General features: G+C 66.1%; 23 protein-coding genes and 1 tRNA gene. 12 read left to right on the forward strand and 12 right to left on the reverse strand.

Annotation, left to right across the window (positions count from 1 at the left end):
* From ASE66_RS20410 to ASE66_RS20420, 3 genes are read right to left on the reverse strand one after another with little or no spacing between them, the layout of a single operon-like run.
* On the reverse strand, positions 1-855 hold the full coding sequence (locus ASE66_RS20410; protein WP_057191535.1) for an extracellular solute-binding protein: 855 nt from the start codon (positions 853-855) through the stop codon (positions 1-3).
* A 31-nt stretch (positions 856-886) separates the two neighbouring features.
* Complete coding sequence (locus ASE66_RS20415; protein ID WP_057191536.1) at positions 887-1,609, reverse strand: ATP-binding cassette domain-containing protein; 723 nt, start codon at positions 1,607-1,609, stop codon at positions 887-889.
* Positions 1,610-1,615: 6 nt separating this feature from the next.
* Positions 1,616-2,317 (reverse strand): ABC transporter permease, encoded by a 702-nt coding sequence (locus tag ASE66_RS20420; protein ID WP_413814280.1) that lies wholly within the window; start codon positions 2,315-2,317, stop codon positions 1,616-1,618.
* Between the two features lie 105 nt (positions 2,318-2,422).
* On the opposite strand from ASE66_RS20420, the gene ASE66_RS20425 reads away from it, so the two are divergent.
* On the forward strand, positions 2,423-3,313 hold the full coding sequence (locus ASE66_RS20425; protein ID WP_057191537.1) for a helix-turn-helix transcriptional regulator: 891 nt from the start codon (positions 2,423-2,425) through the stop codon (positions 3,311-3,313).
* Positions 3,314-3,418: 105 nt separating this feature from the next.
* Complete coding sequence (locus ASE66_RS20430; RefSeq protein ID WP_057191538.1) at positions 3,419-4,576, forward strand: amidohydrolase; 1,158 nt, start codon at positions 3,419-3,421, stop codon at positions 4,574-4,576.
* Between the two features lie 87 nt (positions 4,577-4,663).
* On the opposite strand, the gene ASE66_RS20435 is transcribed toward ASE66_RS20430, so the two are convergent.
* Together ASE66_RS20435 and ASE66_RS20440 are read right to left on the reverse strand one after the other, a co-directional pair.
* On the reverse strand, positions 4,664-5,503 hold the full coding sequence (locus tag ASE66_RS20435) for a hypothetical protein (protein WP_057191539.1): 840 nt from the start codon (positions 5,501-5,503) through the stop codon (positions 4,664-4,666).
* Between the two features lie 13 nt (positions 5,504-5,516).
* A complete protein-coding gene (locus ASE66_RS20440) occupies positions 5,517-6,653 on the reverse strand; it encodes a DSD1 family PLP-dependent enzyme (RefSeq protein ID WP_057191540.1) in 1,137 nt (378 codons plus the stop codon).
* A gap of 107 nt (positions 6,654-6,760) precedes the next feature.
* On the opposite strand from ASE66_RS20440, the gene ASE66_RS20445 reads away from it, so the two are divergent.
* The 3 genes from ASE66_RS20445 (at position 6,761) to ASE66_RS20455 (ending at position 10,761) form a co-directional block, all read left to right on the forward strand.
* A complete protein-coding gene (locus ASE66_RS20445) occupies positions 6,761-8,581 on the forward strand; it encodes an ABC transporter ATP-binding protein (protein WP_057191541.1) in 1,821 nt (606 codons plus the stop codon).
* Entirely contained in the window at positions 8,544-9,101 is a 558-nt protein-coding gene (locus ASE66_RS20450) for a GNAT family N-acetyltransferase (RefSeq protein ID WP_057191542.1), read from the forward strand. The genes ASE66_RS20445 and ASE66_RS20450 overlap by 38 nt, the downstream gene beginning before the upstream one ends.
* Positions 9,102-9,228: 127 nt before the next feature.
* Complete coding sequence (locus ASE66_RS20455) at positions 9,229-10,761, forward strand: MFS transporter (protein ID WP_057191543.1); 1,533 nt, start codon at positions 9,229-9,231, stop codon at positions 10,759-10,761.
* 119 nt (positions 10,762-10,880) lie between these two features.
* Here the strand turns inward: ASE66_RS20455 and ASE66_RS20460 are convergent, their stop codons facing one another.
* On the reverse strand, positions 10,881-11,483 hold the full coding sequence (locus tag ASE66_RS20460) for an invasion associated locus B family protein (protein WP_057191544.1): 603 nt from the start codon (positions 11,481-11,483) through the stop codon (positions 10,881-10,883).
* Between the two features lie 82 nt (positions 11,484-11,565).
* Positions 11,566-12,609 carry a GTPase ObgE gene (gene obgE, locus ASE66_RS20465; RefSeq protein WP_057191545.1) on the reverse strand — a complete coding sequence of 348 codons (1,044 nt, stop codon included), beginning with the start codon at positions 12,607-12,609 and terminating at the stop codon, positions 11,566-11,568.
* A gap of 173 nt (positions 12,610-12,782) precedes the next feature.
* Between obgE and ASE66_RS20470 the strand changes: the two genes are divergently transcribed.
* Positions 12,783-13,943: an alpha/beta hydrolase family esterase gene (locus tag ASE66_RS20470; protein WP_057191931.1), complete on the forward strand. Its 1,161-nt coding sequence runs from the start codon at positions 12,783-12,785 to the stop codon at positions 13,941-13,943.
* 43 nt (positions 13,944-13,986) lie between these two features.
* Here ASE66_RS20470 and ASE66_RS20475 read toward each other — a convergent pair whose 3' ends face one another.
* From ASE66_RS20475 to ASE66_RS20485, 3 genes are all read right to left on the reverse strand, one after another.
* Positions 13,987-14,643, reverse strand: a complete 657-nt coding sequence (locus ASE66_RS20475) for a GNAT family N-acetyltransferase (RefSeq protein ID WP_082613600.1) — start codon at positions 14,641-14,643, stop codon at positions 13,987-13,989.
* A 154-nt stretch (positions 14,644-14,797) separates the two neighbouring features.
* Positions 14,798-15,064 carry a 50S ribosomal protein L27 gene (gene rpmA, locus ASE66_RS20480; protein WP_057191546.1) on the reverse strand — a complete coding sequence of 89 codons (267 nt, stop codon included), beginning with the start codon at positions 15,062-15,064 and terminating at the stop codon, positions 14,798-14,800.
* Between the two features lie 99 nt (positions 15,065-15,163).
* Positions 15,164-15,874 (reverse strand): 50S ribosomal protein L21, encoded by a 711-nt coding sequence (locus ASE66_RS20485; RefSeq protein WP_057191547.1) that lies wholly within the window; start codon positions 15,872-15,874, stop codon positions 15,164-15,166.
* A 345-nt stretch (positions 15,875-16,219) separates the two neighbouring features.
* On the opposite strand from ASE66_RS20485, the gene ASE66_RS20490 reads away from it, so the two are divergent.
* From ASE66_RS20490 to ASE66_RS20505, 5 genes are all read left to right on the forward strand, one after another.
* Positions 16,220-16,309: transfer RNA gene (locus ASE66_RS20490), tRNA-Ser, on the forward strand.
* 98 nt (positions 16,310-16,407) lie between these two features.
* Positions 16,408-16,644 carry a DUF6538 domain-containing protein gene (locus ASE66_RS20495; RefSeq protein ID WP_057191548.1) on the forward strand — a complete coding sequence of 79 codons (237 nt, stop codon included), beginning with the start codon at positions 16,408-16,410 and terminating at the stop codon, positions 16,642-16,644.
* 259 nt (positions 16,645-16,903) lie between these two features.
* Positions 16,904-17,422, forward strand: a complete 519-nt coding sequence (locus ASE66_RS32180; RefSeq protein WP_156412253.1) for a hypothetical protein — start codon at positions 16,904-16,906, stop codon at positions 17,420-17,422.
* 145 nt (positions 17,423-17,567) lie between these two features.
* The gene (locus ASE66_RS33325) at positions 17,568-18,917 is read left to right on the forward strand and encodes a hypothetical protein (protein WP_244494998.1); all 1,350 of its coding nucleotides are present in this window, start codon (positions 17,568-17,570) and stop codon (positions 18,915-18,917) included.
* A complete protein-coding gene (locus ASE66_RS20505; RefSeq protein WP_244495021.1) occupies positions 18,914-20,611 on the forward strand; it encodes an autotransporter domain-containing protein in 1,698 nt (565 codons plus the stop codon). The genes ASE66_RS33325 and ASE66_RS20505 overlap by 4 nt, the downstream gene beginning before the upstream one ends.
* Here ASE66_RS20505 and ASE66_RS20510 read toward each other — a convergent pair.
* Complete coding sequence (locus tag ASE66_RS20510) at positions 20,565-20,942, reverse strand: hypothetical protein (protein WP_156412255.1); 378 nt, start codon at positions 20,940-20,942, stop codon at positions 20,565-20,567. The genes ASE66_RS20505 and ASE66_RS20510 overlap by 47 nt on opposite strands.
* A gap of 317 nt (positions 20,943-21,259) precedes the next feature.
* On the opposite strand from ASE66_RS20510, the gene ASE66_RS20515 reads away from it, so the two are divergent.
* A complete protein-coding gene (locus ASE66_RS20515; protein ID WP_057191552.1) occupies positions 21,260-22,855 on the forward strand; it encodes a helix-turn-helix domain-containing protein in 1,596 nt (531 codons plus the stop codon).
* A gap of 447 nt (positions 22,856-23,302) precedes the next feature.
* On the opposite strand, the gene ASE66_RS20520 is transcribed toward ASE66_RS20515, so the two are convergent.
* Complete coding sequence (locus ASE66_RS20520) at positions 23,303-24,976, reverse strand: winged helix-turn-helix domain-containing tetratricopeptide repeat protein (RefSeq protein WP_244494999.1); 1,674 nt, start codon at positions 24,974-24,976, stop codon at positions 23,303-23,305.
* Between the last annotated feature and the right edge of the window lie 137 nt (positions 24,977-25,113).

Genomic DNA, 25,113 nt, shown 5'->3' on the forward strand with positions numbered 1-25,113 from the left:
TCACGCCCCCGCCTGCCCGGCATTCGGGAAGAACAGCTGCTGGCCGTCGATCTTGTAGTCGGCGATCGCCTTCTGGCCTTCCGGGCTGGTCAGCCAGTCGGCGAAGAGCTTGCCGTCATTGACCTTCACATGCGGGTGCTTGGCGGGGTTCACCGACATCACGCCGTATTGGTTGAACAGGCGCTTGTCGCCCTCGACGGAGATGACGAGATCGCCGCGGTTCTTGAACGAGATCCAGGTGGCGCGGTCGGAGAGGACATAGGCGCCCATGGCGCCCGAGGTGTTGAGCGCCGCGCCCATGCCCTGGCCGATCTCGCGATACCAGGGGCCCTTCTGCGCAGCGATGTCGATGCCCGCGACCTTCCAGAGATTGAGCTCGGCGGCATGGGTGCCCGACTTGTCGCCGCGCGAGACGAAGGGCGCTGCCTTCTCCTGGATCGTCTTCAGCGCCGCGACGATGTCCTTCGTGCCGGCAACGCCGGCCGGGTCGGCTTTCGGGCCGATCAGGACGAAGTCGTTGTACATCACCGGCCGGCGCTCGGTCGAAAAGCCCTCCTCGACGAATTTCAGCTCCTGCGCCCTGGCGTGGACGAAGACGACGTCCGCATCGCCGCGACGGGCGGTATCGAGGGCTTGGCCAGTGCCCTGCGAGATGACGCGGACCTCGATGCCGGTCTTGGCCTTGAACAGCGGCAGGATGTGGTTGAACAGGCCGGAATCCTGGGTCGAGGTGGTCGAGGCCACGGTGATGAAGCGTTCGCCGCTCGGGGCGGCGGGCGCCTGGGCAAGGGCGACGCCGGTCAGGCCGAGGAACAGGCCGGCGGCGAGGACGGAACGACGGGGCAGGGCGATCATGGGCGTTTCTCCTGTCTTTAGTCTTTGTGGGTCACCAGAGCAGTTCGCCGGCGAGGAAGGCGCGGGCCTCGGCCGAATGCGGGCCGGCGAAGAAATCCTTGGCGGGTGCGTCCTCGACCAGCCGGCCGCGATGCAGGAAGAGCACGCGGTCGGCCAGGCGCCGGGCCTGGCCGAGATCATGGGTCGACATCATCACGGTGATGCCCTCGGCGACGAGGCCGGAGAGCAATTCCTCGATCTGGCGCGTTGCGGCAGGGTCGAGCTGCGAGGTCGGTTCGTCGAGGAAGAGCAATTCGGGACGCAGCGCCCAGGCGCGGGCGATGGCGAGGCGCTGCTGCTCGCCGCCGGAGAGCAAGCGCGCCGGCTGGCTGGCGCGCTCGGCGAGGCCGAAGCGCTGCAGCGCCTGTGCCGCGCGTGCCTTGCGTTCGGCGCTATTGGCACCGGCGGCAGCGAGCGCGTGGGTGATGTTGGCCTCGACCGAGCGGCGCAGCATGATCGGCTTCTGGAAGACCATGGCATGGCGCTTGGCGCGGCCTTCGGCTCCAGCGGCCCAGCGCACGGCGCCGCGGCTCGGCGTCAGCAGGCCATGGCAGAGGCGCAGGGTCAGCGACTTGCCGGCGCCGTTCGGTCCGAGCAGCACGGTCAAGCCCCCGGCCGGGATGGTGAAGCTGTTGGGCTCGACCAGCAGCTTGCCGTCGCCGGAGAAGGCGGCGGCCTCGACGGTGAGCGGCAGGATCGAGGTTGCGCTCAGCATGATCGCTCACCCGGCATAGCGCGCGCCGATACGGCTGGCGCCGAAGGCGATCGCGTTGATCGCGAGCGTCAGCGAGAGCAGGACGAGGCCGAGGCCCAGCGCCAGCGGCAGGTCGCCCTTCGAGGTCTCGAGCGTAATCGCCGTCGTCATGGTGCGGGTGTAGCCGGCGATGTTGCCGCCGACGATCAGGACGGCGCCGACCTCGGCGCTGGCTCGGCCGAAGCCGGCGAGCAGCGCCGTCGCCAGCGCAAAGCGTCCGTCGAAGAGCAGGGTCGGAATCGCGCGCAGCCCTTCGAGGCCGACCGAGCGCAGATGGTCGCGATACTCGCCCCAGAGGTCCTCGATCACCTGCCGGGTCAGCGCGATCACGATCGGCAGGACGAGGATCACCTGCGCGATGATCATCGCGGTCGGTGTGAACAGCAGGCCGAGCGGGCCGAGCGGGCCGGAGCGCGAGAGCAAGAGGAAGACGGCAAGGCCGGCGACGACGGGCGGCAGCCCCATCAGTGCGTTCAGGCAGACGATGATGGCCGCGCGGCCGGGAAAGCGCGCCAGCGCCAGTGCCGCCCCGAGCGGCAGGCCGATCAGCGCCGCGATCAGCACGGCGGTGAGCGTCACGCGCAGCGACAGGAAGACGATGCCGAGGAAACCGGGATCGAGCCCGACCACCAGGGCAAATGCCGCCTGAAAGATCGCGCCGACGTCCAAAGCCTGCTCCCGTGCGCTCGCCTTGAGAATGCAAGCATTTGCAATTGGTAGAGTTCAATGCGACGAAATGCCAACAGCGTAACTAGCGCAGGCAAACGCAGGCTGATGCAGGATCAGGTCTGGCTTACGACAGAAGAAGCGGCCAGTTATCTGCGCCTCAAGGACCGCAAGCTCTACGAGCTGGTCGGGCAGGGTGCTGTGCCCTGCACCAAGGTCTCCGGCAAATGGCTGTTCCCGCGCGCCGGGCTTGATCGCTGGCTGGAAGCCGGGCTGTCGCGACCGGCCGGGTTCGACGCGGTCCCGCCGCCACCGATCGTCGGCGGCAGCCAGGATTCGCTGCTGGAGCTCGCCATCCGTGAATCCGGCTGCGGGCTGGCGCTGCTCGCCGAGGGCTCGCAGGCCGGGCTCGACCGGCTCGTCCGCAACGAGGTCGCCATCGCCGCGCTGCATCTGCATGCGACGCCGGATGACGACGCTGCCAACCTCGCTGCGATCCGCGCCGAGCCTTCCCTGCACGATGCGGTGGTGATCAATTTCGCCCGGCGCGAGCAGGGGCTGCTGATCGCGCCCGACAACCCGCTCGGGATCGACGGGCTCGGCACGGCGATTACGAAGGGCGCCCGCTTCGCCCAGCGTCAGCGCGGCGCCGGCGCACAATTGCTGCTGATGAGCCTCTTGGAGCGCGGCGGTGTTCCGTCCGGCAGGATGATCGTCGCGGATGGCGTCTGTGCCACCGGCCAGGATCTGGCGCTGGCGATCCGTTCCGGCCGCGCCGATTGCGGCATCGCTGCGCGCGCCATCGCCATGGCCTTCGGCCTTGCCTTCCTGCCGATGGTCTGGGAACACCTCGATCTCGTGCTGCGTCGGCGGAGCTATTTCGAGCCGGCGACGCAAAAGCTGCTCGCCTGGATGCGCGGCCCCGACATGGTAGCGCGGGCGGCAGAATTCGGTGGCTACGACCTCTCGACCAGCGGGGCAGTGCGGCTGAACCGCTGAGCGGACGCTTGCGAAACAAGCTTGCAAATCGGGCGAGCAATTGCAGCGCCTGTTGCGCCGGCGCCAGCATAGTCTTCAGGCCGTTGCAGCAGGCAGGGGCGACCCTTGACGATCGATCTCGACACACTCGTGCAGGAGATGACCGCCTGGCGGCGCGACCTGCACGCCCATCCGGAATTCGGCTTCGAGGAGACGCGCACCAGCGCCTTCGTGGCTGGCAAGCTGCGCGAATTCGGCTTCGACGACGTCGCCGAGGGCGTCGGCGGTACCGGCGTGGTCGGCACGCTGAAGCGCGGCAGCGGCAACCGGGCGATCGCGCTGCGGGCCGACATGGATGCCTTGCGCATCCCAGAGCAGGGCGAGCTGCCGCACCGCTCGCAGAGCCCCGGCGTCATGCACGCCTGCGGTCATGACGGGCACACCGCCATGCTGCTCGGGGCCGCCAAGCTCCTGGCGGCGGATGGCGGCTTTAACGGCACCGTGCGCTTCGTCTTCCAGCCGGCCGAGGAATGGGGTCGCGGTGCGCTCGCCATGCTCGATGACGGGTTGCTGGAGCGCTTCCCGTTCGAGGAGATCTACGGGCTGCACAATGCGCCGAGGCTGCCGGTCGGTAAGTTCCAGACCCGTATTGGGCCGATCATGTCGGCGGAGGATAATTTCGAGATCGTCCTCACCGGCATCGGCGGCCATGCCGCCCGCCCCCATGTCGGCAACGAGACGCTCGTCGCCGCCTGCGCCTTGGTCACCAGCCTGCAGACCATCGTCTCGCGGCGCCTCAGCCCAGCTCAGATCGCCGTGGTGTCGGTGACGGAGCTGATCACCGACGGCACCCGCAACGCCCTGCCGGGGCAGGCGCGCATCCTCGGCGATGCCCGCAGCTTCCACCCCGAGGTCAGCGCCGAGATCGAGGCGCAGATGCGCGTGATCAGCGAGGGCATCGCCCGCGCCTACAACGTCGAGCAATCGGTCAGCTACACGCGCGAATTCGTGCCGCTGCTGAACCAGCCGGCCCAGACCGAAGCGGCGCTGGAGGCGGCGCAGGCCGTGCTCGGTCCCGAGAATGTCTCGGTCGTGTCGGAGCCCTTCACCGGCTCGGAAGACTTCGCCCGCTTCCTTGCGCATGTGCCGGGCTGCTTTTCCTTCGTCGGCAATGGCGACAGCGCCCCGCTGCACAGTCCGCGCTACGATTTCGACGACAGGGGGTTGATCCACGGGGCGCGCTTCCACGCCGAGATCGTCAGGCGGCGGTTGGCGCTGGGGTGAAACAGAAAACCCTTCTCCCCTCGGGGGGACGGTGGCAGCGCGAAGCGCTGACAGATGAGAGAAGGACAGGCTAAGCCTGCTCTCGCCTCACCCTGTCGCGCTGCCCTCATCCCCTGCCGGACTTTCTCCCCCGAGGGGAGAAGGGTTCTCTATGCCGAATCGTCTCCACGCACAGACCTTGTGCACATACTCCCGGTCGCGTTCGGCTTCGCCGAAGGGCGCGACGGGCCAGAGCCAGCTCTCATCCTCCTTCGGAAGCGCGACGCCGTGCGTCAGGTCGAGCCGCTCACGGATCGCGCCTTCGCGGTCGCGCTCGACCATCTCGACATCGCTGATCAGGCAGACATGGCCCTTGAAGCGGGAGAGGTCGTCGAGATGCCAGGCGATGCAACGGGCCGGAAGATCGCAGGGCAAAGCGGCAGCGCGGGCGGGATTGTCCTCGAGCCAGTCGGCCACCGGCCAGGCGAGCTGCGAGAGCAGGTTGGCGGAGACGACAAGATCGACGCTGCCGTCGGCGATGAGGTCGGCGAGCGGGTCCTGCCGGCTGCCGGCCTCGCCGGCGAGCCAGGCCATCGCGCCGGTGAGGTCGCGGCTGAGCAGGCTGACCTTCGCCTGCCGCCAGAGCTTCAAGCGCAGCAGCGGCAGATGGACGATGTCGACGAGCACGACCTCGTCGAAGCTCGCGCAAAGCGTCTCCAGCGGGATGTCGCGGGCCGGGCCGGAGCCGAGCACCACGACCTTGCGCCGCCTCGGTAGTGCGGCCGCGACCTCAGCGATGATGGCGCGGCAGCGGGCCTGATGCGGCTCCCAGGCCTTGCGCTGGCGCCGGCCGCGCGACCAGAGCGATATGCCTTCCTTCAGCAGGCCGAACCGGCGCGCCATTGGCGCGGCCGGGGACAGGGCTCGCAGCGCCAGCTCGGCGAGCATTAGGCCCCTCGGATCAGGTGAGCGCCCCACGACCTGCGACCGGCCAGACCGCCTCGACATGGGCGTCGGGGCCGCTGAGCCCGCGCACGCAGACATACCAGTCGTGCAGGTTGACGGTCGGGTCGCAATGGCCGGGCACGAGCAGGACCCGGTCGCCGCGGTGCGGCACGGCGACCGGGTCGCCGGTCAGGATGCCGTGCTCGTCGGACGGCTTGGTGTAGATCACGCCGTCGCGCTGCCACGGCACCGGCATGCCGGAATCGACCGCGGCTGCCTTGTGGCCGACATCGACGATGGCGCGATCCGGCACCGGCTTGCTCATCACGCCCGCGAGCACGAACAGCGCATGCTGGAAGGTGTGGAAGGTCGAGCCGTCGGCCATGCGATTGCGGGCATAGTCGGCGTCCATGAAGATGTAGGAGCCGCATTGCAGCTCGTTCCAGATGCCGGAGCGGCTCTCCAGCTCGAAGGTGCCGGTACCGGCACCGCCAACGGTCTCGCAGGCGAGGCCGGCCTGGGCGAGGCGCTCGATCGCATTGCGGGTGAGCAGGCCGGCGCGCTCGATCGCCTCGCTGCGCTCGTCGATCGAGCGCATGTGCTGGGCCGAGCCGTGATAGGCCTGCACGCCCCGGAAGCGCAGCGTGTTGCTGCGCGCCACCGCCTCGGCGAGCCGCACCGCCGCCTCGCCGGGCGCGACGCCGCAGCGCCGACCGCCAATGTCGAGCTCGACCAGCACATCGAGGACGACGTCGCTGCGGGCCGCAGCCTCGGCTGCCTCGCGTACGCCGTCGATATGGTCGACGCAGAGCCCGATGCGGGCATCACGGGCGAGCTTGGCCAGCCGGTCGAGCTTGGCGGCGCCGGCGATCTCGTTGGTGACGAGCACGTCGGTGACGCCGCCGGCGACCAGGATCTCGGCTTCACCGACCTTCTGGCAGCATTGCCCGACCGCGCCATGGGCGATCTGGCGCAGGGCGATCTCGGGGCTCTTATGCGTCTTGGCGTGCGGGCGCAGGCGCAGGCCGCTCGCCTCGGCGAAGGCCGCCATGGTGACGAGATTCCGCTCGAAGGCGTCGAGATCGATGATCAAGGCGGGGGTATCGATCTCGGCGAAGGACTGTCCGGCCCGGGCCGGCGGAGAAAGGGGCATGGGCTCTCGAATCTGGTGAATCAACTCATGGCTATCGGACGTCAGGTTCGTGTCCGGAGCAAGACCGGCAGTGGCGCTCGCATGGCGGCCATGTTAGGCCGCGCCCCATGAAGATCGGCCGCGTCACCGACGACACCCTTGCGCTCTTTGCCCGAGTCTGGCGTGAGCGCGGACGGCAATACCTGCCGCAGATGCTCGCCATCCTCTCCCTCGTCGTGGTCATCGCGGCGACGACGAGCTTCTATCCGCTGCTGATCAAGGCGGCGTTCGACGCCTTCGCCGACCCGATCGGGGCCGAGGCGACCGGTTTCGTGCGCCGCGCCGAACGGCTGGTGTCGAAATCGCTCGGCATCGAGATCGGCGTCGTCAATGCCGTCGCCGTCGTCGTGGTCATCGTCACCGCGATCAAGGGCTTCTCGCTGCTGACACAGACGGTGATGACCAACAGCGTCGTCAGCCGGGTCGAGGCGGACATGCAGAGCGCGCTCTACGCGCATCTGATCGATGCCGACCTCACGCAGCTGCAAAGAGAGAATCCCGCCTCGCTCACCCAGCGCTTCACCACCGACTTCACCTTCGTCAAGGAGGCGCTGACGCGGCTGGTCAACATCGCGGTCCGCGACGTGATGACGGCGATCGCACTGGTCGGCGCCATGCTCTGGATCGACTGGAAGATGACGGCGGTGGTGCTGCTGATCGCGCCGGTCGTGGCCCGGCCGATCGGCCGGATCGGCAAGAAGCTGCGCCGGATGGCGATGTCGCAGCAGGAGCAGACCGGCATCATGGCGGGCCTGGTCACTGAGAGCCTGCAGGGCGCGCGCGTCGCCAAGACCGATTCGCTCGAGCCGTATCTCAAGGACCGCGCTGCCTCCGCCTTCGAGACGATTCGGACGCTGAAGATGAAGGCGGCCAATGCCCGCGGCCGGCTCGATCCGCTGCTCGAGGTCGCCGGTGGCATCGCGGTCGCGGGCGTGCTCGCTGCGATTGGCGTGCGTATCACCTCGGGCACCTCCACCGTCGGCGACTTCACCGGCTATGTTTCGGCGCTGCTGCTCGCGGCCCAGCCGATGCGCTCGCTCGGCAATCTCAACGCCATCGTCCAGGAGGCCGGCGCCTCGTTGAAGCGCTATTACGCGCTGATCGACGAGATGCCGCTGATCACGCAGCGCCCGGATGCCAAGCCCCTGGTGGTCACCGGCGGCGAAGTCGCCTTCCGCGACCTGCGCTTCCGCTATCGCGACGACCAGCGCGGGCTCGAGGGAATCGATCTCGTGGCCCTGGCCGGCAAGACCACGGCGCTGGTCGGCCGCTCCGGGTCGGGCAAGTCGACCATGCTGGCCCTGGTGCCGCGGCTTTACGATCCCACAGAGGGCAAGGTCGAGATCGACGGGCAGGACACCCGCGACGTGACCCTGCTCAGTCTGCGCAGCCAGATCGGCGTGGTCAGCCAGGATGTCGTGCTGTTCGACGACACGGTGCGCGCCAATATCGGCTTCGGCCGCCCGGGCGCGAGCGAGAGCGACATCATCGCCGCGGCCAAGGCGGCGGCTGCGCACGACTTCATCATGGCGATGCCGGAAGGCTACGACAGCCGGGTCGGCGAACGCGGCTCACGGCTCTCCGGCGGCGAGCGCCAGCGTCTCGCCATCGCCCGCGCCGTCCTGAAGGACGCGCCGATCCTGTTGCTCGACGAGGCGACCTCGGCGCTCGACACCCAGTCGGAGCGGCTGGTGCAGCAGGCGCTGGCGGAGCTGACCAAGGGCCGGACCACGCTCGTGATCGCGCATCGACTCTCGACCGTGCGCGAGGCCGACCAGATCGTCGTGCTCGACGAAGGCAAGGTGATCGAGACCGGCGACCATGACGAGCTGATCGCCCGCGACGGCGCCTATGCGCGCCTCTATCGGCTGCAATTCGCGGAAGGGTAGAGCAATTCGCCTCGAGACCGAGCGCCTCATCCTCGATCTGCATGGCCTCGAGCATTTCGAGCCGCTTTGCCAGATGTGGGGCGATGCGGCGGTGGTGCGCCATATCGGCCAGCCCTCGACGGTGCAGGACGCCTGGATGCGGCTGCTGCGCTATCGCGGGCTCTGGCCGTTGCTCGGCTACGGCTATTGGGCGCTGACCGAGAAGGCGAGCGGGCGCTTCGTCGGCGATCTCGGTTTCGCCGATTTCCACCGGGCGGTCGAGCCGTCGATCCGTGGCATTCCCGAGGCTGGCTGGGTGCTCGCGGGCTGGGCCCATGGCCAGGGCTTCGCGAGCGAGGCGCTCACCGCCGCGCTGGCCTGGCTCGATGGGCAGCGCGCATACGAAAGCTCGGTCTGCCTGATTGCGCCGGAGAACGGGCCGTCGCTGCGACTCGCAAGGCGCTTCGGATTCCGCGATGAGCGCGCCGTCAGCTTTCTGGGGCACGACACGCTGCTGCTTCGGCGCGAGCGGCCGGCATAGCGCCAAAGGGGCGCCATGGCGCTCGCACAAGCATACCGGGCATGCGCGAGCCGCGGGCGGATGCTGACAGGAGCTGCCACATTCTATTGGCAGTGTCCCGGCCTAAAAAATTGAAAGAGACTTTGCCGTGACGACTTCGACTCCCGCCGCCGTGCCAGCGCGCAAGGCCACACGCCGCGAATGGCTGGGCCTGATCGCCATCGCCTTCCCCTGCATGATCTATTCGATGGACCTGACGGTCCTGAACCTTGCCGTGCCGACGCTGATGCGCGAGCTGAAGCCATCGGCGGGGCAGTTGCTCTGGATCATCGACATCTACGGCTTCATGGTCGCCGGCTTCCTGATGACGATGGGCACGCTCGGTGACCGGATCGGCCGGCGCAAGCTCCTGCTGATCGGCGCGGCCGCCTTCGGCGTGGCCTCGACCGTCGCTGCCTTCTCGACCAGCGCCGAGATGCTGATCGTGACGCGCGCCCTGCTCGGTATCGCCGGGGCGACGCTGGCGCCCTCGACGCTGTCGCTGATCGCGGTGATGTTCGAGGACGAGACCGAGCGCACCTTCGCGATCTCGATGTGGATCGCCAGCTTTTCGGCCGGCGCCGTGATCGGCCCGCTGATCGGCGGTGTGCTGATCGAATATTTCTGGTGGGGCTCGGTCTTCCTGATCGCGGTGCCGCCGATGCTGGTCCTGCTCGTCATCGGCCCGATCCTGCTGCCGGAATACAAGGCGCCACAGGCGGGCCGCCTCGACATCGCCAGCGCGCTGCTCTCGCTGGCGGCGATCCTGCCGGTGATCTACGGCGTGAAGCACTGGGCCGAGTTCGGGCTCTCGGCCTATGCCGCCGCTTGCATCGTCGCAGGGCTCGCGCTCGGCGTGGTGTTCGCGCGCCGGCAGAAACATCTCGCCGATCCGATGGTCGACCTCACTTTGTTCGGGATTCCCGCTTTCCGCGCGGCGCTGGCGATCAATCTCGCCGGCATCATGGTGATGTTCGGCAGCTTCATCTTCGTGGCGCAGTACCTGCAGATGGTGGCCGGGCTGACGCCGCTTGAGGCGGGCATCTGGTCATTGCCGTCGGCGATCGCCTTCACGCTCGCCTCCTTCGCGGTGACGCCGCTGTCCGTGCGCTTCAAGCCGGCGACGCTGATGGCTGGCGGCATGATACTGTCGGGACTCGGCTTCGTCTGGCTGGCCTTCGCGCCGAACCTTGTCCAGATCGTTGCTGCCTCGGTCATGTTCTCGATCGGCTTCACGCCGGTGATCGCACTGACGACCGGCATCGTGGTCGGTTCGGCGCCGCAGGAGCGAGCAGGCGCTGCCTCCGCCATGTCCGAGACCAGCATCGAGCTCGGCGGTGCGCTGGGGATTGCTGTTTTCGGCAGCCTGGGCACGGCGCTCTATCGCCAGGGCATGGCGAATCTCTCGGTCGCGGGCGTCGACGGCGCGACGCTCGCGCCGGCACGTTCGACGCTCGGCGGGGCGCTGGCGGCGGCGGAGCAACTGGCGCCGGACCAGTCGGCCCATCTGCTCCAGGCGGCGCGCGAGGCCTTCATGACCGGCTTCCACGCGGTCGCGCTGATCGCGATCGCCGGCATGGTGTTCTGCATCGCGGTCGCGCTGACCACGCTGCGTGACGCAAGGCCGACCGGCGCGCATTGAGCCGAAGCGTCATTCTCAGGCGAAGCGAAGCGCAGACCCGGGAATCTCGTGACGAAGAGGCGCTGGGCAGCGCCTCTTCCGGCTTGAGATGCTCGGGGCAAGCCCGAGCATGATGCCACTTATGGCTCGCGCTGCAACGCCTCGGCCGCGGCAGGGAAACCGCGGAAGGAGAGCGGCAGTGCGACCTCGCGCTTGGCGGCGTCGAGATAGCGCATCTGGCCGGCCTCACCGAAACCGCGCCAGCGCTTGAAGACCTCGTCGCTCAGACTGGCTTCAGCGAAGCAGCCGCCGGGCAGGCAGCGCTGGAACACGGCAAGCGCTTCGTCCTTGTCGGCGACGGTGACGCGCACGCTGGCCTTGTCGCCGAGCGACAGGTTAGGCGGAACCTGGATCACCAGCTTGATCGGCTCGTCCTTGACAGGCCGGCCGATCGCAACGAGCGCGATCGGGCCACGCTGGCCCTGTTGCTCCAGCGTCTGGACGATCTCGCAGACGCGGGCGGCGACGCTCGACTGGCAGCGCATCACCCAGTCGCCATAGGTCGCGGTGGTGTTGTCGGGTTGGGAGACGGCGCCGGGGGCGGGTGCCGTCTGGGCCTGAGCCGGTGCGGTCTGCGCCTGGGCCGGCCGTTGCGGGGCAGGCCGCTGCGCCGGTGCCTGGGCCAAAGCAGAGCCAGCCGCCAGGACGGACATGGAGACGGTGAGGATGGTCTGTCGGCTCATGGCGGGGCTTGTCCGGTCGCGGCGATAAACCGAGTTCAAGACCAGGATCGATCTTTGCGCAAGCCGGACCTATGAACGGCGGTCAAGGATGCCAGCCGATGTCCTCAGCCGGCGCCTCATCCTTGGCTTCCTGGGCGCGCGCTTCCTCCACGATGGCAAAGACGGCACGCAGTGCCGCCTCGACGCCTTCGCCCGATGCGGCCGAGAGCGCGATCGGCGTGCGTCCGGCGGCGCGCTTCAGGCGGGCGAGCTGCTCCTTGCGTACCTCCGGCGTCAGCGCATCGACCTTGGAGAGCGCCACGATCTCCGGTTTCCCGTCGAGATCTGCGCCATAGGCGGCGAGTTCCTTGCGTACCGTCTTGTAGGCCTTGCCGGCATGCTCGGTGGTGCCCTCGACGAGGTGCAGCAGCACACGGCAGCGCTCGATATGGCCGAGGAAGCGGTCGCCGAGGCCATGGCCTTCATGCGCGCCCTCGATCAGGCCGGGGATGTCGGCGAGCACCATCTCGCGGGCATCGACGCGAACGACGCCGAGGCCGGGATGGAGTGTGGTGAAGGGATAATCGGCGATCTTCGGCTTCGCCGCCGTCACCGTGGCGAGGAAGGTCGACTTGCCGGCATTGGGCAGGCCGACGAGGCCGGCATCGGCGATCAGCTTGAGGCGCAGCCAGACCCAGCGCTCCTCGCCCGGCAGGCCGGGATTGGCATGGCGCGGCGCCTGGTTGGTCGAAGTCTTGAAATAGGCGTTGCCGAAGCCGCCATTGCCGCCCTTGCACAGGGTAAAGCGCTGGCCGGGCTCGGTCAGGTCGGCGATCAGCGTCTCACCGTCCTCATCGAGCACCTCGGTTCCCGGCGGCACCTTGAGCACGATCGGCGTGCCATTGGCACCGTGCCGATCCTTGCCCATGCCGTGCTCGCCGATCCTGGCCTTGAAATGCTGCTGGAAGCGGAAATCGATCAGGGTGTTCAGTCCCTGCACGCATTCGATCACGATGTCGCCGCCGCGCCCGCCATCGCCGCCATTGGGCCCGCCGAACTCGATGAACTTCTCGCGCCGGAACGAGACGCAACCGGCGCCACCGTCGCCGGCCTTCACATAGATCTTGGCTTGGTCGAGGAATTTCATGGAGGAGTAGGTAGTCGCATGAGCGCTGGAGAGCAATGCGCTGCGATGCTGCTCGGGACAGGCGGTGACGCAGTTCGTGCAGAATTATGTTGCAGTGCAGCAACGAATGCCCATTTCAGGCGTTGTCACCTGCCAGCGCCACTCCGGCGGCTGACGAGTCAAGGGTCATGACGATGCGAAAGCTCTCCGACACGATCGCCCGGCTATCGGCCTATCGCACGCAGCTGGGAGCTGGGGCGGGCGTCGATGCGCCTGGCCATCTCGGTACCTTGCCGGATTTCGGCAGCAATCCCGGCGCGCTGCTCGCCAGGACATATGTCCCGCGCGAGCTTCCTGCCGGCGCGCCGCTCGTCGTGGTGCTGCATGGTTGCACCCAGACCGCTTCCGGCTACGATCTCGGCTCCGGTTGGTCGACCCTGGCCGAGCGCGACGGCTTTGCGCTGCTGCTTCCCGAGCAGCAGCGCGCCAACAACGCCAATCTTTGCTTCAACTGGTTCGAGCCCGGTGATACGCGGCGCGGCAAGGGCGAGGCGCTGTCGATCAGCCAGATGATCGAGACCATGATCGCGCGCCATGGGCTCGATCGGAGCCGGGTCTTCATCACCGGATTGTCGGCGGGCGGGGCCATGGCCGGTGTCATGCTCGCGACTTATCCGGAGCTCTTCGCCGGTGGCGCGATCATCGCCGGGCTGCCCTACGGAGTCGCGGCGACCATTCCCGAAGCCTTCGACCGCATGCGCGCCCATGGGCTGCCCGGCGAGCAGCGGCTGCAGGATCTGGTGAGCTCCGCCTCGCAGCACGAAGGGCCCTGGCCGACGCTCTCGATCTGGCAGGGCAGCGCCGATCGCACCGTCGCCCCCGCCAATGCCGCGGCGCTCATCGCGCAATGGCGCGGGGTTCACGGCCTGCCTGCCGAACCGTCGATGAGCGAATCGGTGGACGGCCATCGCCGACGCGCCTGGCGGGACGCAGCGGGCCGCGACCTGATCGAGGAATACACGATCGCTGGAATGGGCCATGGTACGCCGATCGCCGGCGACGGCATTGGCCGGAGCGGCCCGTTCATCCTGGCTGCCGGGATTTCCTCGACACGCCGGATCGCCCGGTTCTGGAATCTCTCGCCGGAAGCGGCCGATTCCGTGCCGCGATCTGCAACTGCTGCGGCGTCGCTCCCGGAGCCTGCGATTGCGGGCGTCGCGCCGGTTGGCCCAAGTAAAACGTCATCGGATAAAGCGTCATCGCATGCCGGTTCTGCAGGCTCACAGCAGGCGGCTGCCATGGGCGTTCGCAAGGTCATCGAGGACGCGCTGCGCTCAGCCGGGCTGATGCGGTAACGAAGTCCCTCGGTCCCGCCCTCCGAGGGCGGGACCGAGCGTTTCAGGCAAGGCAAGGCTCTTCGCTGCGGCTTTCCGCCTGCTGCTGCTGTTCGGCCGCCGGCAGCGGGGCCCAGCCGGACACACTCCAGCTCTTCAGCGCCGCCCAGGTCGAGCGGTCGAGCCGGAACTGCTCGCAGGGGAAGAGGCCGCCGCGCGCCGGAAGCGACTTGAGGAAGGAGCCTTCCTGCCGAAAGCCGCTCTTCTCCAGCACCCGGCGCGAGGCCGGGTTGATGACGCGGGTGTCGGCCTCGATCGCATCGATCTCGACCAGCGAGAACATGGTGTCGATCAGCGCCTGCACCGCCTCGGTGGCATAGCCCTTGTTCCAGTGCGGCGTGCCGAGCCAGTAGCCGATGAAGGGCCGCCCGGTCGCCTGCTTGTGCGCACCGATCATGCCGATCAGCTCGTTCGGCTTCTCGCGCGGGGTGATCGCCAGCACGAGATGCTCGCCGAGGGCATTGCCCTTGCGCGTCGCGAAGACGAAGGGGTCGGCCGCCTGCGTCGGATAGGGATGCGGGATCGAGGCCGTCATTTCCGCGACGGCCTTTTCGCCGGCGAGGCGCAGGATGGCGGTGGCATCGGCGATCCGCGGCCAGCGCAGCCAAAGCCGCCTGGTCTCGAGCCGGAAGACGTCGTCTCTCGTCAATTCGGGGAACATCGGGTCTCTCCGTCGGCGCAAACGAAAGGGGGAGATGGGCTTTGGTCCCATCTCCCCCTCGCTTGACCTTCGGGAAACCCGCTTGGGGTCTTTATTCCCTTGATCCGTCCGGTTCGATGGAACCGGCGGATCGAGAACATTCCCTATCCGCCGTTTATTCTGCGGCCACTTGGGCCGGGACTACGTTCACGAAAGCTCGGCCGAGCTTCGTCGTGAATCGGACGCGACCGTTGGCGGTGGCAAAGAGCGTATGGTCTTTGCCCATGCCGACGTTCACGCCGGCATGCCATTTGGTTCCGCGCTGGCGGATAATGATGTTGCCCGGCACGACCGCCTGGTCGCCGAAACGCTTCACGCCGAGACGCCTGCCTTCGGAGTCGCGACCATTGCGCGACGAGCCGCCTGCTTTTTTGTGAGCCATAACGCCCTACCTCAAAAACTCTTCAGTTCATGTAACCCGAATCGGCGGCAGAAGCCACCCCGACCGGGCGTGAAGCTGCGCTGAACCTGTCAGCGCCGGTCAGTAGTCTTCGCCGGAGGCGAGTTCCGCCTGATCGGCCTTGGCCCGCGGCGGCTTGCCGGCGAGCAGTTCCTTGGCCTGCTCGACCCACTCCTCGCGGGTGGCGCGGCCACGGAGCTTGAGCTCCTCGTCCCACTTGGCGACATCGGCCTCGCTCCAGGCGGCGATGTCGTTCCAGGAGGTGATGCCGGCGGCGCGCAGCTTCTTCTCGATGGTCGGGCCGACGCCCGAGATCAGCGAGAGGTTGGAGGCGTCGAGGCCCTCGGCCTTGGCTTCCGCCTTGGCCTTGGCAGGCTTGGCCGCAGCGGTCTTGGCCGAAGCCTTGCCCTTGACGGTTTCGCTGCCGGCCTTGAGCGCGACGGGAGCAGCTTCCCCCTTCTTCATCTCCGGCTTCTTGCCGCCGGTGAGGATGTCGGTGATGCGCACCACGGTCAGCTCGGCACGGAAGCCGCGCTTGCGCTTGGAATTCTGGCGGCGGCGCTTCTTGAAGGCGATGACCTTCTCGCCGCGGGTCTGCTCGACGATCTCGCCGGCGACGGTGATGTCACCGAGGAAAGGCGCGCCGATCGTCGACTTCTCGCCGTCGGTCAGCATCAGCACGGAGCCGAAAGCGACGGTGTCGCCCGGGTTGCCCTCGAGCTTGGCGATCGTAATGCGGTCATTGGCGGCAACGCGGAATTGCTTGCCGCCGGTCTTGATGACTGCGAACATCTTAGTGTTCTCCAGGTTGAGCCCCGCCCTGTCATGAGCCCTGAGGAGGGCGCACGCGGGACGGCTTTTTGGCAGTCGGTTGCGTGGTCGGGTTTGCTCTTTAAAGCCCGCTGAGCCGGCCGCATCGAAGCGGCGCCGTCGGCGGCAGCCAAAAGAGATCAGGCGCGGGTTTCCCCACGCCGGACGCCGCTTCCTAGTCGCGCATGGGCGAGCCGTCAAGAAAAAGCAGCATGGAGGCAAAGGATTTCAGGGCTGTGACAGGCTTCGTTCCGCATCGCACCGGAAAGGCTTGTGCGAAGGGGGCGCGTTGTGTAGTAACCAGCCCGCTTCGACCAGAGCGACCGCGGACAGGTGGCAGAGAGGTTGAATGCACCGCACTCGAAATGCGGCATACCCGCAAGGGTATCGGGGGTTCAAATCCCTCCCTGTCCGCCATCATCCCGCTAAGGGTTTGATCCAAAAATAGTTCTGAAAAATCAGTGGCTTGTAGCCGCCCGAGTGGTACACGCGGGTGGTACGCAATGGCTCTCGCAATGTCGCGCTCTTGGAAGCATCCCAAGACCGGCATCTACTGGTTCCGCAAGTGCGTCCCGGACGAGCTCCGGATCCTGCTCGGCAAGACCGAGGAGAAGCAGAGTTTCGGTACGCGGGATCCAGCCGAGGCCAAAATCAAGCAGCTTGAGGTCCTTGTCGCCGTCGAGAAGCGCTGGGCCATCCAGCAGCTTCCGACGGCATGGCTCCGAGGTTCGGAATTAGCATCGGTCAGTTGAAGCTTCGCCGCTTACCTTGTCGGTTGCCGGCTGGAGTTGGCCCATAGCTAAAGTCAGGAGCATCCGCTTTCCCGCATTCTGACTGACGTGGCCACGAAGCCGTCCCAAGGGGGCGGCTTCTGCTATCGCCTCCGGGGCTTGGAGACCTGGAAGCGACCGTTAGGGTCAGGCCGCCTTGGCGGCGGCGAGTTCGTCGCGGCTTTCGTGCAGCGCCTTTTCCAGGAGGTTGACCGCCCGATCGATTTCGGCGGTGGAGACGGTGAACCAGCTCAATCAGGCGCGTCTTGAAGCCGAACGGGCGGGTGGCCCGTCACAGGGAGTCGTCCTTCTGGCGGAAGCGCAGAAGCGCTTCGACGGCGCACCGATCACGATCCTTGCCTCGCAGAAATCCGAGATCAACACATCGATCAAGGGGATCTTGTCCAGGCGTTCCGAGCGCATTTTCGAAAGCGAGGAACGAAAGGTCGCCGCCGAATCGGCTTTGAGGAAACTGGATTCCCTGCGCTCCATGCGCCTCTTCTCCTCTCCGGTCACACGGCACCGGGATGAAGACGCCAGGCAGCGGGCGTTGGCGCGGATGGACGCACCGGAACGCGCGGCGGCGGTGGAAATATTCGATCCGCTCTTTGCCAAGGCGCAGGGAGGGGCGCGCCGACCATACGTATCGCGTGTGGAATGTTGCGGCATTGTGCTGAATTGTTTGGGGATTGTTAGAAAGCGTGTTATTTCAGTCACTTACAGAGTATACTTGGCCTTAAATCCCCAATCTTGGTTGTGAAGTTGCACCTGCCCGGTGTTGAACTCACAACCAGAGATGCGTCACGGGCGCGGAATTGACGGGGACGAGCGTGCAGTTTGGTCGTGGACAGGGGTGGGTGCAGAGCGCTGCGATCGTGACTTTGGCGATCGGGGGAACGGTCTCGATGGCAACACTGGCGCGAGCCGCCTGTACGCCCGGCGCCGTCGATGCAACAACACCTGCGCCGGGCTCCACTGTGACCTGCACGGGAAACACCGTTAATCAGAACGTTGACGCGGGGTACGGCACCGGCAATCAGACGGGCATCACGATCAATGTCGGCGATGGCGCGTCGGTGGAATCGGTCGGCAAAATCGGCATGTGGGTCGGCGATGCCGTGATCCGCAACGGGCTTGGCGCTTCGGTTCTGGGTCGGACAAGCGGCATCGACGCTGCCACCGGTTCTCTCGCCGTGACCAACTATGGTTCGATCACCGGCACGAACGGCGTCGGCATCAGCGCGAGCGCGGGAGCTGCTTCCGTCATCAATTTCGGGACGATCAGCAGCACGAACGGTACCGGCATCACTGCGTCTTCCAACCTGACGCTGACCAATCAGGCCGGCGGCGCCGTCCGGGGTGCAGTCGATGGCGTCGTTTCGACCGCCGGCGGCATCACGGTCGACAACGCAGGAAACATCACCGGGACCAACGCGGCCGCGATCGATGCCCTCACCGATATTACGGTGACCAACCGCGCCGGCGGTGTCATTTCCGGTGGGACACGCGGCATATTTTCACGCGGTGGCAACATCACCATCGACAATGCAGGAAGCATCACGAGCACGGGCGGTGTGGCGACCGTTTCCGCCGGTTTCAATAGCGTGAAGCTGATCAACCGGGCCGGAGCAAGTATCGGCGGCAGCGTCGCGGCATTCAAGACTGTCGACGTGGAAAATGCCGGAGATATCGGCGGCATCTCTGGGCAGAACGTCAGGGTGGTCAATACCGCGACAGGCACGATTGGTAGCATTGCCAGCATTGCCGGCGCCGATATCGTCAATTTCGGCAATGTGACGGACGTCAGGACGAGCGGCACTCTGGTCAATCACGCCGGCGGAAACATCGGTACCATCCTTGGTGCGGGGGCCTTGTCCGTCACCAATTTCGGAACGATGGGGGGGTGGGGAGCGGCTTCGGCGAACTGCAACTTGTCAACAATGTGGGAGCCACCATCAGCAGCGCGACGATGGCGGTTGTGGGAGGCCCCCTATACCCGGCGTCGATCTTCAACGCAGGCACCATCAGCGGCGGCATCGCCGCGGTGTATTTCGCGAGCAGCGGCAACACGCTCACGCTGGCGCCAACCTCCGTCATCTCCGGGTTGGTCTGGGCCGCCGTCCCTGGCAACACGTTGCAGCTCGGTGGCACCGGCACCGGCAGCTTCGATATCTCAAAACTCGTCCCGGGGCTCACAAATCAGTATTCTGGTTTCACAACCTTCAACAAGGTCGATAGCTCGCTGTGGTCGCTGACCGGCAACTCGACCTATGACGGCGCTGTCAACGTCAATGGCGGCACGCTTGCCGTAAACGGCAATCTCGCTGCCGCCAGCCTGCTCACCGTCAATGCCGGCGGCATACTCGGTGGCAACGGCACGCTCGGTGCCACCGTCATCAATGCCGGCACGCTGGCGCCCGGCAATTCCATCGGCACGCTGACCATGAGCAGCCTGGCCATGAGTGCGGGCTCGACCTATCTGGTCCAGGTCGAAGGTACATCGTCGGACAGGGCGATCGTCTCCGGCACCGCAGCCATCGCCGGCAAGGTCAGCGTCGATCCGCTCGCGCGTCTCCCATCGACCACGACCTACACGATCCTCAAGGCGGGCACGCTGACCGGCGCATTCGGCAGCGCCTCCGTCATCAACAATTTCGCGCGCAATCCACGGCTGAGCTATGTCGGCAATGACGTGTTTCTGACCCTCGATCCCGGCCTGCTGTCGCCGATCCTGTCGAGCAATGCCTCGATCAACCAGCGGAACGTTGCCGCCGGCATCGACAATGCTTTGGAGGGCGGCGTGACCCTGCCGTCGTCGTTCAATTCGCTGTTCGCTCTCACCGAAATCAATCTTCCAAATGCGCTGACGCAGATCTCGGGCGAGACCGCCACCGGCACGCAGCAGACGACCTACGATGCCATGACCCAGTTCATGGGCGTGTTGTCCGATCCCTTCACTGCCGGCCGCGGCGGCGCCGCGCCCGGCGCATCGTCCTTCGCCGCCGGGAGCGGTGCCCTCGCCTATGCTCCGGACAGGCGCACGCGCGCCGAGCGTGATGCCCATGCGATGTTCGCCAAGACGGCGCCGCGCGCTTACGAGGCGCGCTGGAATATCTGGGGTGCCGGCTTCGGCGGTTCGCGCACAACCGATGGCAACGCGGCCCTCGGCTCGAACCGCTCCACCGGCCGCAGCGCCAGCCTGGCCGTCGGCGCCGACTACTGGTTCTCGCCCGAGACCGTTGCAGGTTTCGGCCTGGCTGGCGGCGGCACCAACTTCTCCGTCGCCAATGGCGGCAGCGGCCGCTCCGGGCTATTCCAGGCCGGCGCCTTCTTCCGCCATAATTTTGCGTCGTCCTATATCGCCGCCACTGCTGCTTACGGTTGGCAGGACATCAGCACTGACCGTCTGATTTCCGCTGTCGGCCCCGAACGGCTCAGCGCAAGCTTCAATGCCAATGCCTTTTCGGGTCGTATCGAAGGCGGCCGTCGCTGGCTGGTGCCCGCGCTCGGCGGCATCGACCTGACGCCTTATGCCGCCTTCCAGGTCACGGCCTTGCGTCTCCCGGCCTATGCCGAGACCTCGCTCAGCGGTGCCGGCGGCTTCGCGCTGAACTACTCAGCCGAGACCGGCATCGCGGCCCGCACCGAACTCGGCCTGCGCGCCGAAAAATCCTTCGCAGTCGATGGTGCGCTTGTCACGCTGCGCGGCCGCGCCGCATGGGCGCATGACTACGATACCAACCGCAATGTCAGCGCCGTGTTTCAATCGCTGCCCGGCTCAACCTTCATCGTCAACGGCGCACGCGCCGCCCGCAACTCCGCGCTCACTTCTGCTTCGGCAGAGGTGTCCTTCAAAGGCGGCTGGTCAGTCGCCGCAACGTTCGACGGCGAATTCTCCGACGTCAGCCGCAGCTACGCCGGCAAGGGTGTCGTGCGCTACGTCTGGTAGCGCTACGCGCGCTCGCGTTTCTCCGATTGAAACGCCTTGGCGCTCCAGTCTCACCCGGGGCGATTGCCTGTTTGAGAGTAGCCTTGTCGACGATGATCCGGATAACGTCGTCGTCGACCTCGATCCGATCGACCACGGCGCGCATATAGGCTTTGCTGAACGGCACGTCGCCGGATGAGATGCTCTGGTGCATAAGCCCGCCGAACTGCTCGGTCGCTCCCGGATCGAATGAGAAGGCGGACGCAGTGCGCCCCCTGATGCGGTTGAGCGCAGCCTTCGCCTTGTCGCGATCGGCGTCCAGCGTCTTCAAGACGGCATCCAGATCAGTCACGCCCCCCTCGACCATGCGGTAGAGCAGGTGGAGTTTCTTCTCGGGTTCCCAACATTAAAGATATCGGACGCGCTTTCGGTCGCCGTTGATAAGGTAAAGCTCTTGCGGCTTGATGGGCCAAGCTACCGAACCATTTCAGGTAGTCGTGGCACCCAAAGCATCTCGCTCATTTTCCGATATTAGAACGCCATAATTGCGTATGGCAGCGTCCCGCGCCATACGTTCAACCTGCATGTTGCGAGGAGGCTTCCGCCTGTCCCCCGCTCGATGAGTGATGCCACGTCAACCGGCGGGCGCGAGTTCGGATGGAACGTACGATGCTGCAGCCGGAAGACCTGGTGTTCGGTGATGTCGCCTTGGATCGCAGCTGCCTGTTTGCTCATCGCGACGGAAAACAGATACGGTTTACACGCAGCGAGCGGGCGCTCCTTTTGCTTTTGACCCGGAATCCGCACAGTCTGATGCGGCGCAGCCAATTGCTTGACGCAATTGCGTCTGCGAACTCGGACACCTCAGATCGCAACGTCGATTTTCTCATCAACCGGGTGCGTTCAAAGCTGGGCGACAGCGCACGGTCCCCCAAATATATCGCCACGCAATATGGCGAGGGCTATGTCTGGATCGCCGCGCAAGTGCCGGCGGCCACCCTGAAGCCGGACTTCGCGCCAGCCCACGGATTTCTGGCGATCGCCCCCGTTGTCCCCCGGCATGATGAGCGTCTGACGAAACGGGCAGACTACATCACGGGACAGCTGCGCGAGACGATCGCGGGCAGGGTCGGCGCGGGCCAGACCGCAATCGTCGTGGGAAACGAAGAATGTGCCGCGACGCGATATGTGCTGAGGGTGAGCTTTCGCGACGGCGGGGCCCGCCTGGATTGCACGGCCACGCTTCGGGAGGTCCAGACACGGCGCATCATCCGGGCCTTTCGGGTCGAGTTCGCGGCGGCGGGCACGACATCGCTTACGCCGGAGATTGAACGTGTGTCGAACGACGTCATCGCGGCATTGGAGACAAATCTGCTCGAGGCTTCAGAAGGGCTCGGCACGCCCACCGACCAGCCGCTCGAGATCCGCTTGCGCAAGGCAACGACTCTGTTGTCGGCCTCCAATCCGAAATGGCTGGAAAAGGGCCTGCAGCTGCGCGATGCGCGGGAGAGGAATCCGGCCAGTGCGGACATCGCGCTTCAGTGGTGCCTGCATTTGTTTGCACGTCTCGTCCTCACCAATCCATTCACAGGCATCAGTCGTAGCGAGCGCGAGGATCTGGAGAGCGAGATCGAAGGAACTGTGCTGGAATGCCTGCCGCTCGTCGAGACCAATCCCTTGTTGATGCTCGCCGCCGCCAAGCTTCTTTACTTCGTCGATCGCGGCCATCTCGAACTGGCTGAGGATCTTGCGGAGCGTGCCTTCGCCCGCACGGCGGACTTTGCTGCCGCCCTGCCGTTGCTCGGGCAACTCCGGCAGGCGCGCGGCGATTTCGCCGCCGCAGTGGCGTTCTTCGATCGCGGTATCGAGATGGCGGATCCCGATTCCGAGTTCGAGAGGCACATGCGTGTCCTGAAGTGCATCGCGCTGCTGGCAGCCGGCGATCGCGAAGCGCTGGAGGCGACGGCCTTTTCCTGCGAGAGCCCGCACTCTCCGCCTGATCTCACCGTGATGATCGCCGTGCTCGTCACCCCGCCCGGCCAGTCGCTGCCGCAGGCGGTGACCGATGCTCTGGTCGCCGCCGGTCAGGAAGGAGCGCACAACGCGATCGATTATACCTACATGACCTCCGTGCGACACCTCACCTCGCTGCAGGCGCGCGCCAAAATCATGCAGGGGCTTCTCGCCCACCTGACCAGGCTGCACGGCGAGGATATCGTTCCGCCGTTCGTCCTGAGGGGAACGGGGCTGATCGGCTCGAGCTGAGCGCGCGCCCGCCCCTTATTTCCGGACGCCTCTTTCGCTGCCACTCCTTCGAGGGTGTATGAGCCGACCTCGATATCGAGCATCGCCTCATCAAACCACGTCACCCTTGAACGGGCATAATTTCGGCAGCTATAGCATGCCATGGAGGGCAATCGGCGGTATTTGGCGCGCCATTCAGGACAAAAATGCGAACACCTATGTTATTGAAATTGATGAATAATTTTTTTGTGCCAAGGCGCGATTAGTAAGTGGCTCATCGTAACCTTATCTTTGAGCGCGTTCGAGAATCTGGTCGATGGCGGACAGGTTGATCAGGGCTTCGACCTGAAGCAGAACCTTGGCTGGCGCGGCCTGGTCGAATTCGGCCGGAAGCGTGCATCCCGTCACCGCAGAACACCCAAAGTGCTTGCACTGTTCGCTAGGCATCAGCCTTTTGCCGATCGAGGCTCAGTGCTCCGGCAAACCTGCCGCGAGAAGTGCTTTCGCAAGCAACGCGGCCGCGGCCAACAAGATTGGGCTTGCATTTCTGATAGGCAGGAGGACATTTTCCAGGTTCGAATCCGGCCGCAACGCCATGCCTTGGTCCATGGCTGCTCTCGCTTCAGCCGGCCGTCCCAGGCCTATATAGGCGGCAGACAGCAGCATGTGGCTGCGTCCCGTCGCCGGGGTGATGGCGATGGACTTTTTCAGCCATGGCAAGGCGTCTTCGCTGCGACCCATCAACAGATAGGTCCTCCCCACATTGAGCTTCCATGTCCAGCGCGAGACCTGCGGCGTGTCGTAACTGTCGGCCCGCTTGAACGAGGCCAGCGCCTCCTCGAAGCGGCCCGCCTGGAGCTGGGCGAGACCCATATGCGTCAGCGCGGGTGCGTGCCAAGGATTCAAGGCCAACGCCCTGGCGCAGACAACAAGGCTCTCGGTGAATTCATTGGTGGCGCTGAGGAGCCGGCAAGAGGCGTCGAGGACGGGGATGCTGGTCGGTTTGATCCGCAAGGCGCGTTTCAGGATCGATCCCGCGTGGGCCTCGGCGGCGGCGCTCTCTGTCGGATCGTACCAGATCATCTGAACGCCGCGCATCTGAAGGGCTGCCAGAGCGACGGCGAGATCGACATTGTCGGGATCCTCGGCCAGCGCCTTTTCCAGCATCGCCTGTGACGTCGCAAAGCGCTCTCGCGACGTCTGGATGATGGACGCGGTAGCCTGCTCGATCACGACCTTGGCGCCACCGGCCGATGAGCGACCCTTGTGAGTGTCGGCATTGACGAGCGCATTGATGCGCATCGCCAGCGGATAACCGACGCCGGCCACGAGCCGGGACTGCTGCAACGCCAGATCGGCCTCGTCGATGACCACCGAGACCGGCGCGGTCCAGATGATCTCCCCGGTCGCCGTCCGGGTCATGCGCGCCTGCGCCTCCCAGGACCGTCCGGTTTTGCGGAGCTCGCCGGTCACGATGAAGTCCGCCTGCTGCGATGTCTGCGGCGCCACGACGCTGATGGTGTCGATCTGCGCCAACCCGTCCGCGAGGCGGGTCGTCATGATCGCCGCCATCGCCTTGTCCTCGTCGCCGGCGGCGATCGGCATCACCGCGATCGATGGCGGCCGCCCCGCCATGAGGAGCCCTGGAGCAAGCATCATCATGATGATGGTGAGGGCGACGATGCAGCCGAGCCCGGCGGTCGCGACGGCAGCGCGGCGGCGGCGCACGAAGCGGCGCCATGACGAGGCGGGGACGAGCGCAGGGCCGGTTTGCGTCGCGCTGCGTAGCGCAGGGTGCGCGGCCTGCGCTACGTGCGTGGCAGGCTCGGCCGAAACCTCGGCCTCGAACAGATACCCGCTGCCGGAGACGACGCGGATCACCTCGCGCCGATCGTCGCCGAGCGCGGTCCTGATCTCCCGGATGCATTGAAACAGGTTGTCTTCGCCGACATGGACGTTGGCCCAGACGGCGTCCATCAGCTCCCGCTTGCTGAGCACGCGCCCTGGATTGGTCGCGAAGAGGACCAGCATGGCCAGGGTTTTGGGGCGCAGCTTAACGGCTTCGCCGGCGGGTCCGCGCAACGTCGCGCGTCGCCGGTCCAGTTCAAACCCGGCGAACCGCAGCAGCATGCCTTCGATCACCCCGATTGTTTCATAGAGCGGCTCCCCGGCCCGGAGGTCCGCTGGAACGAGAATACCAGAAAACTTTCAGAAAATGCGCAGCCGCCTTTCAGGACGAGGCGATTGGCGAAACCGTATCTTCGTGTGCGTGACGGCGT

Source organism: Allobosea sp. Root483D1 (assembly GCF_001429505.1).
Lineage (GTDB): Bacteria > Pseudomonadota > Alphaproteobacteria > Rhizobiales > Beijerinckiaceae > Allobosea.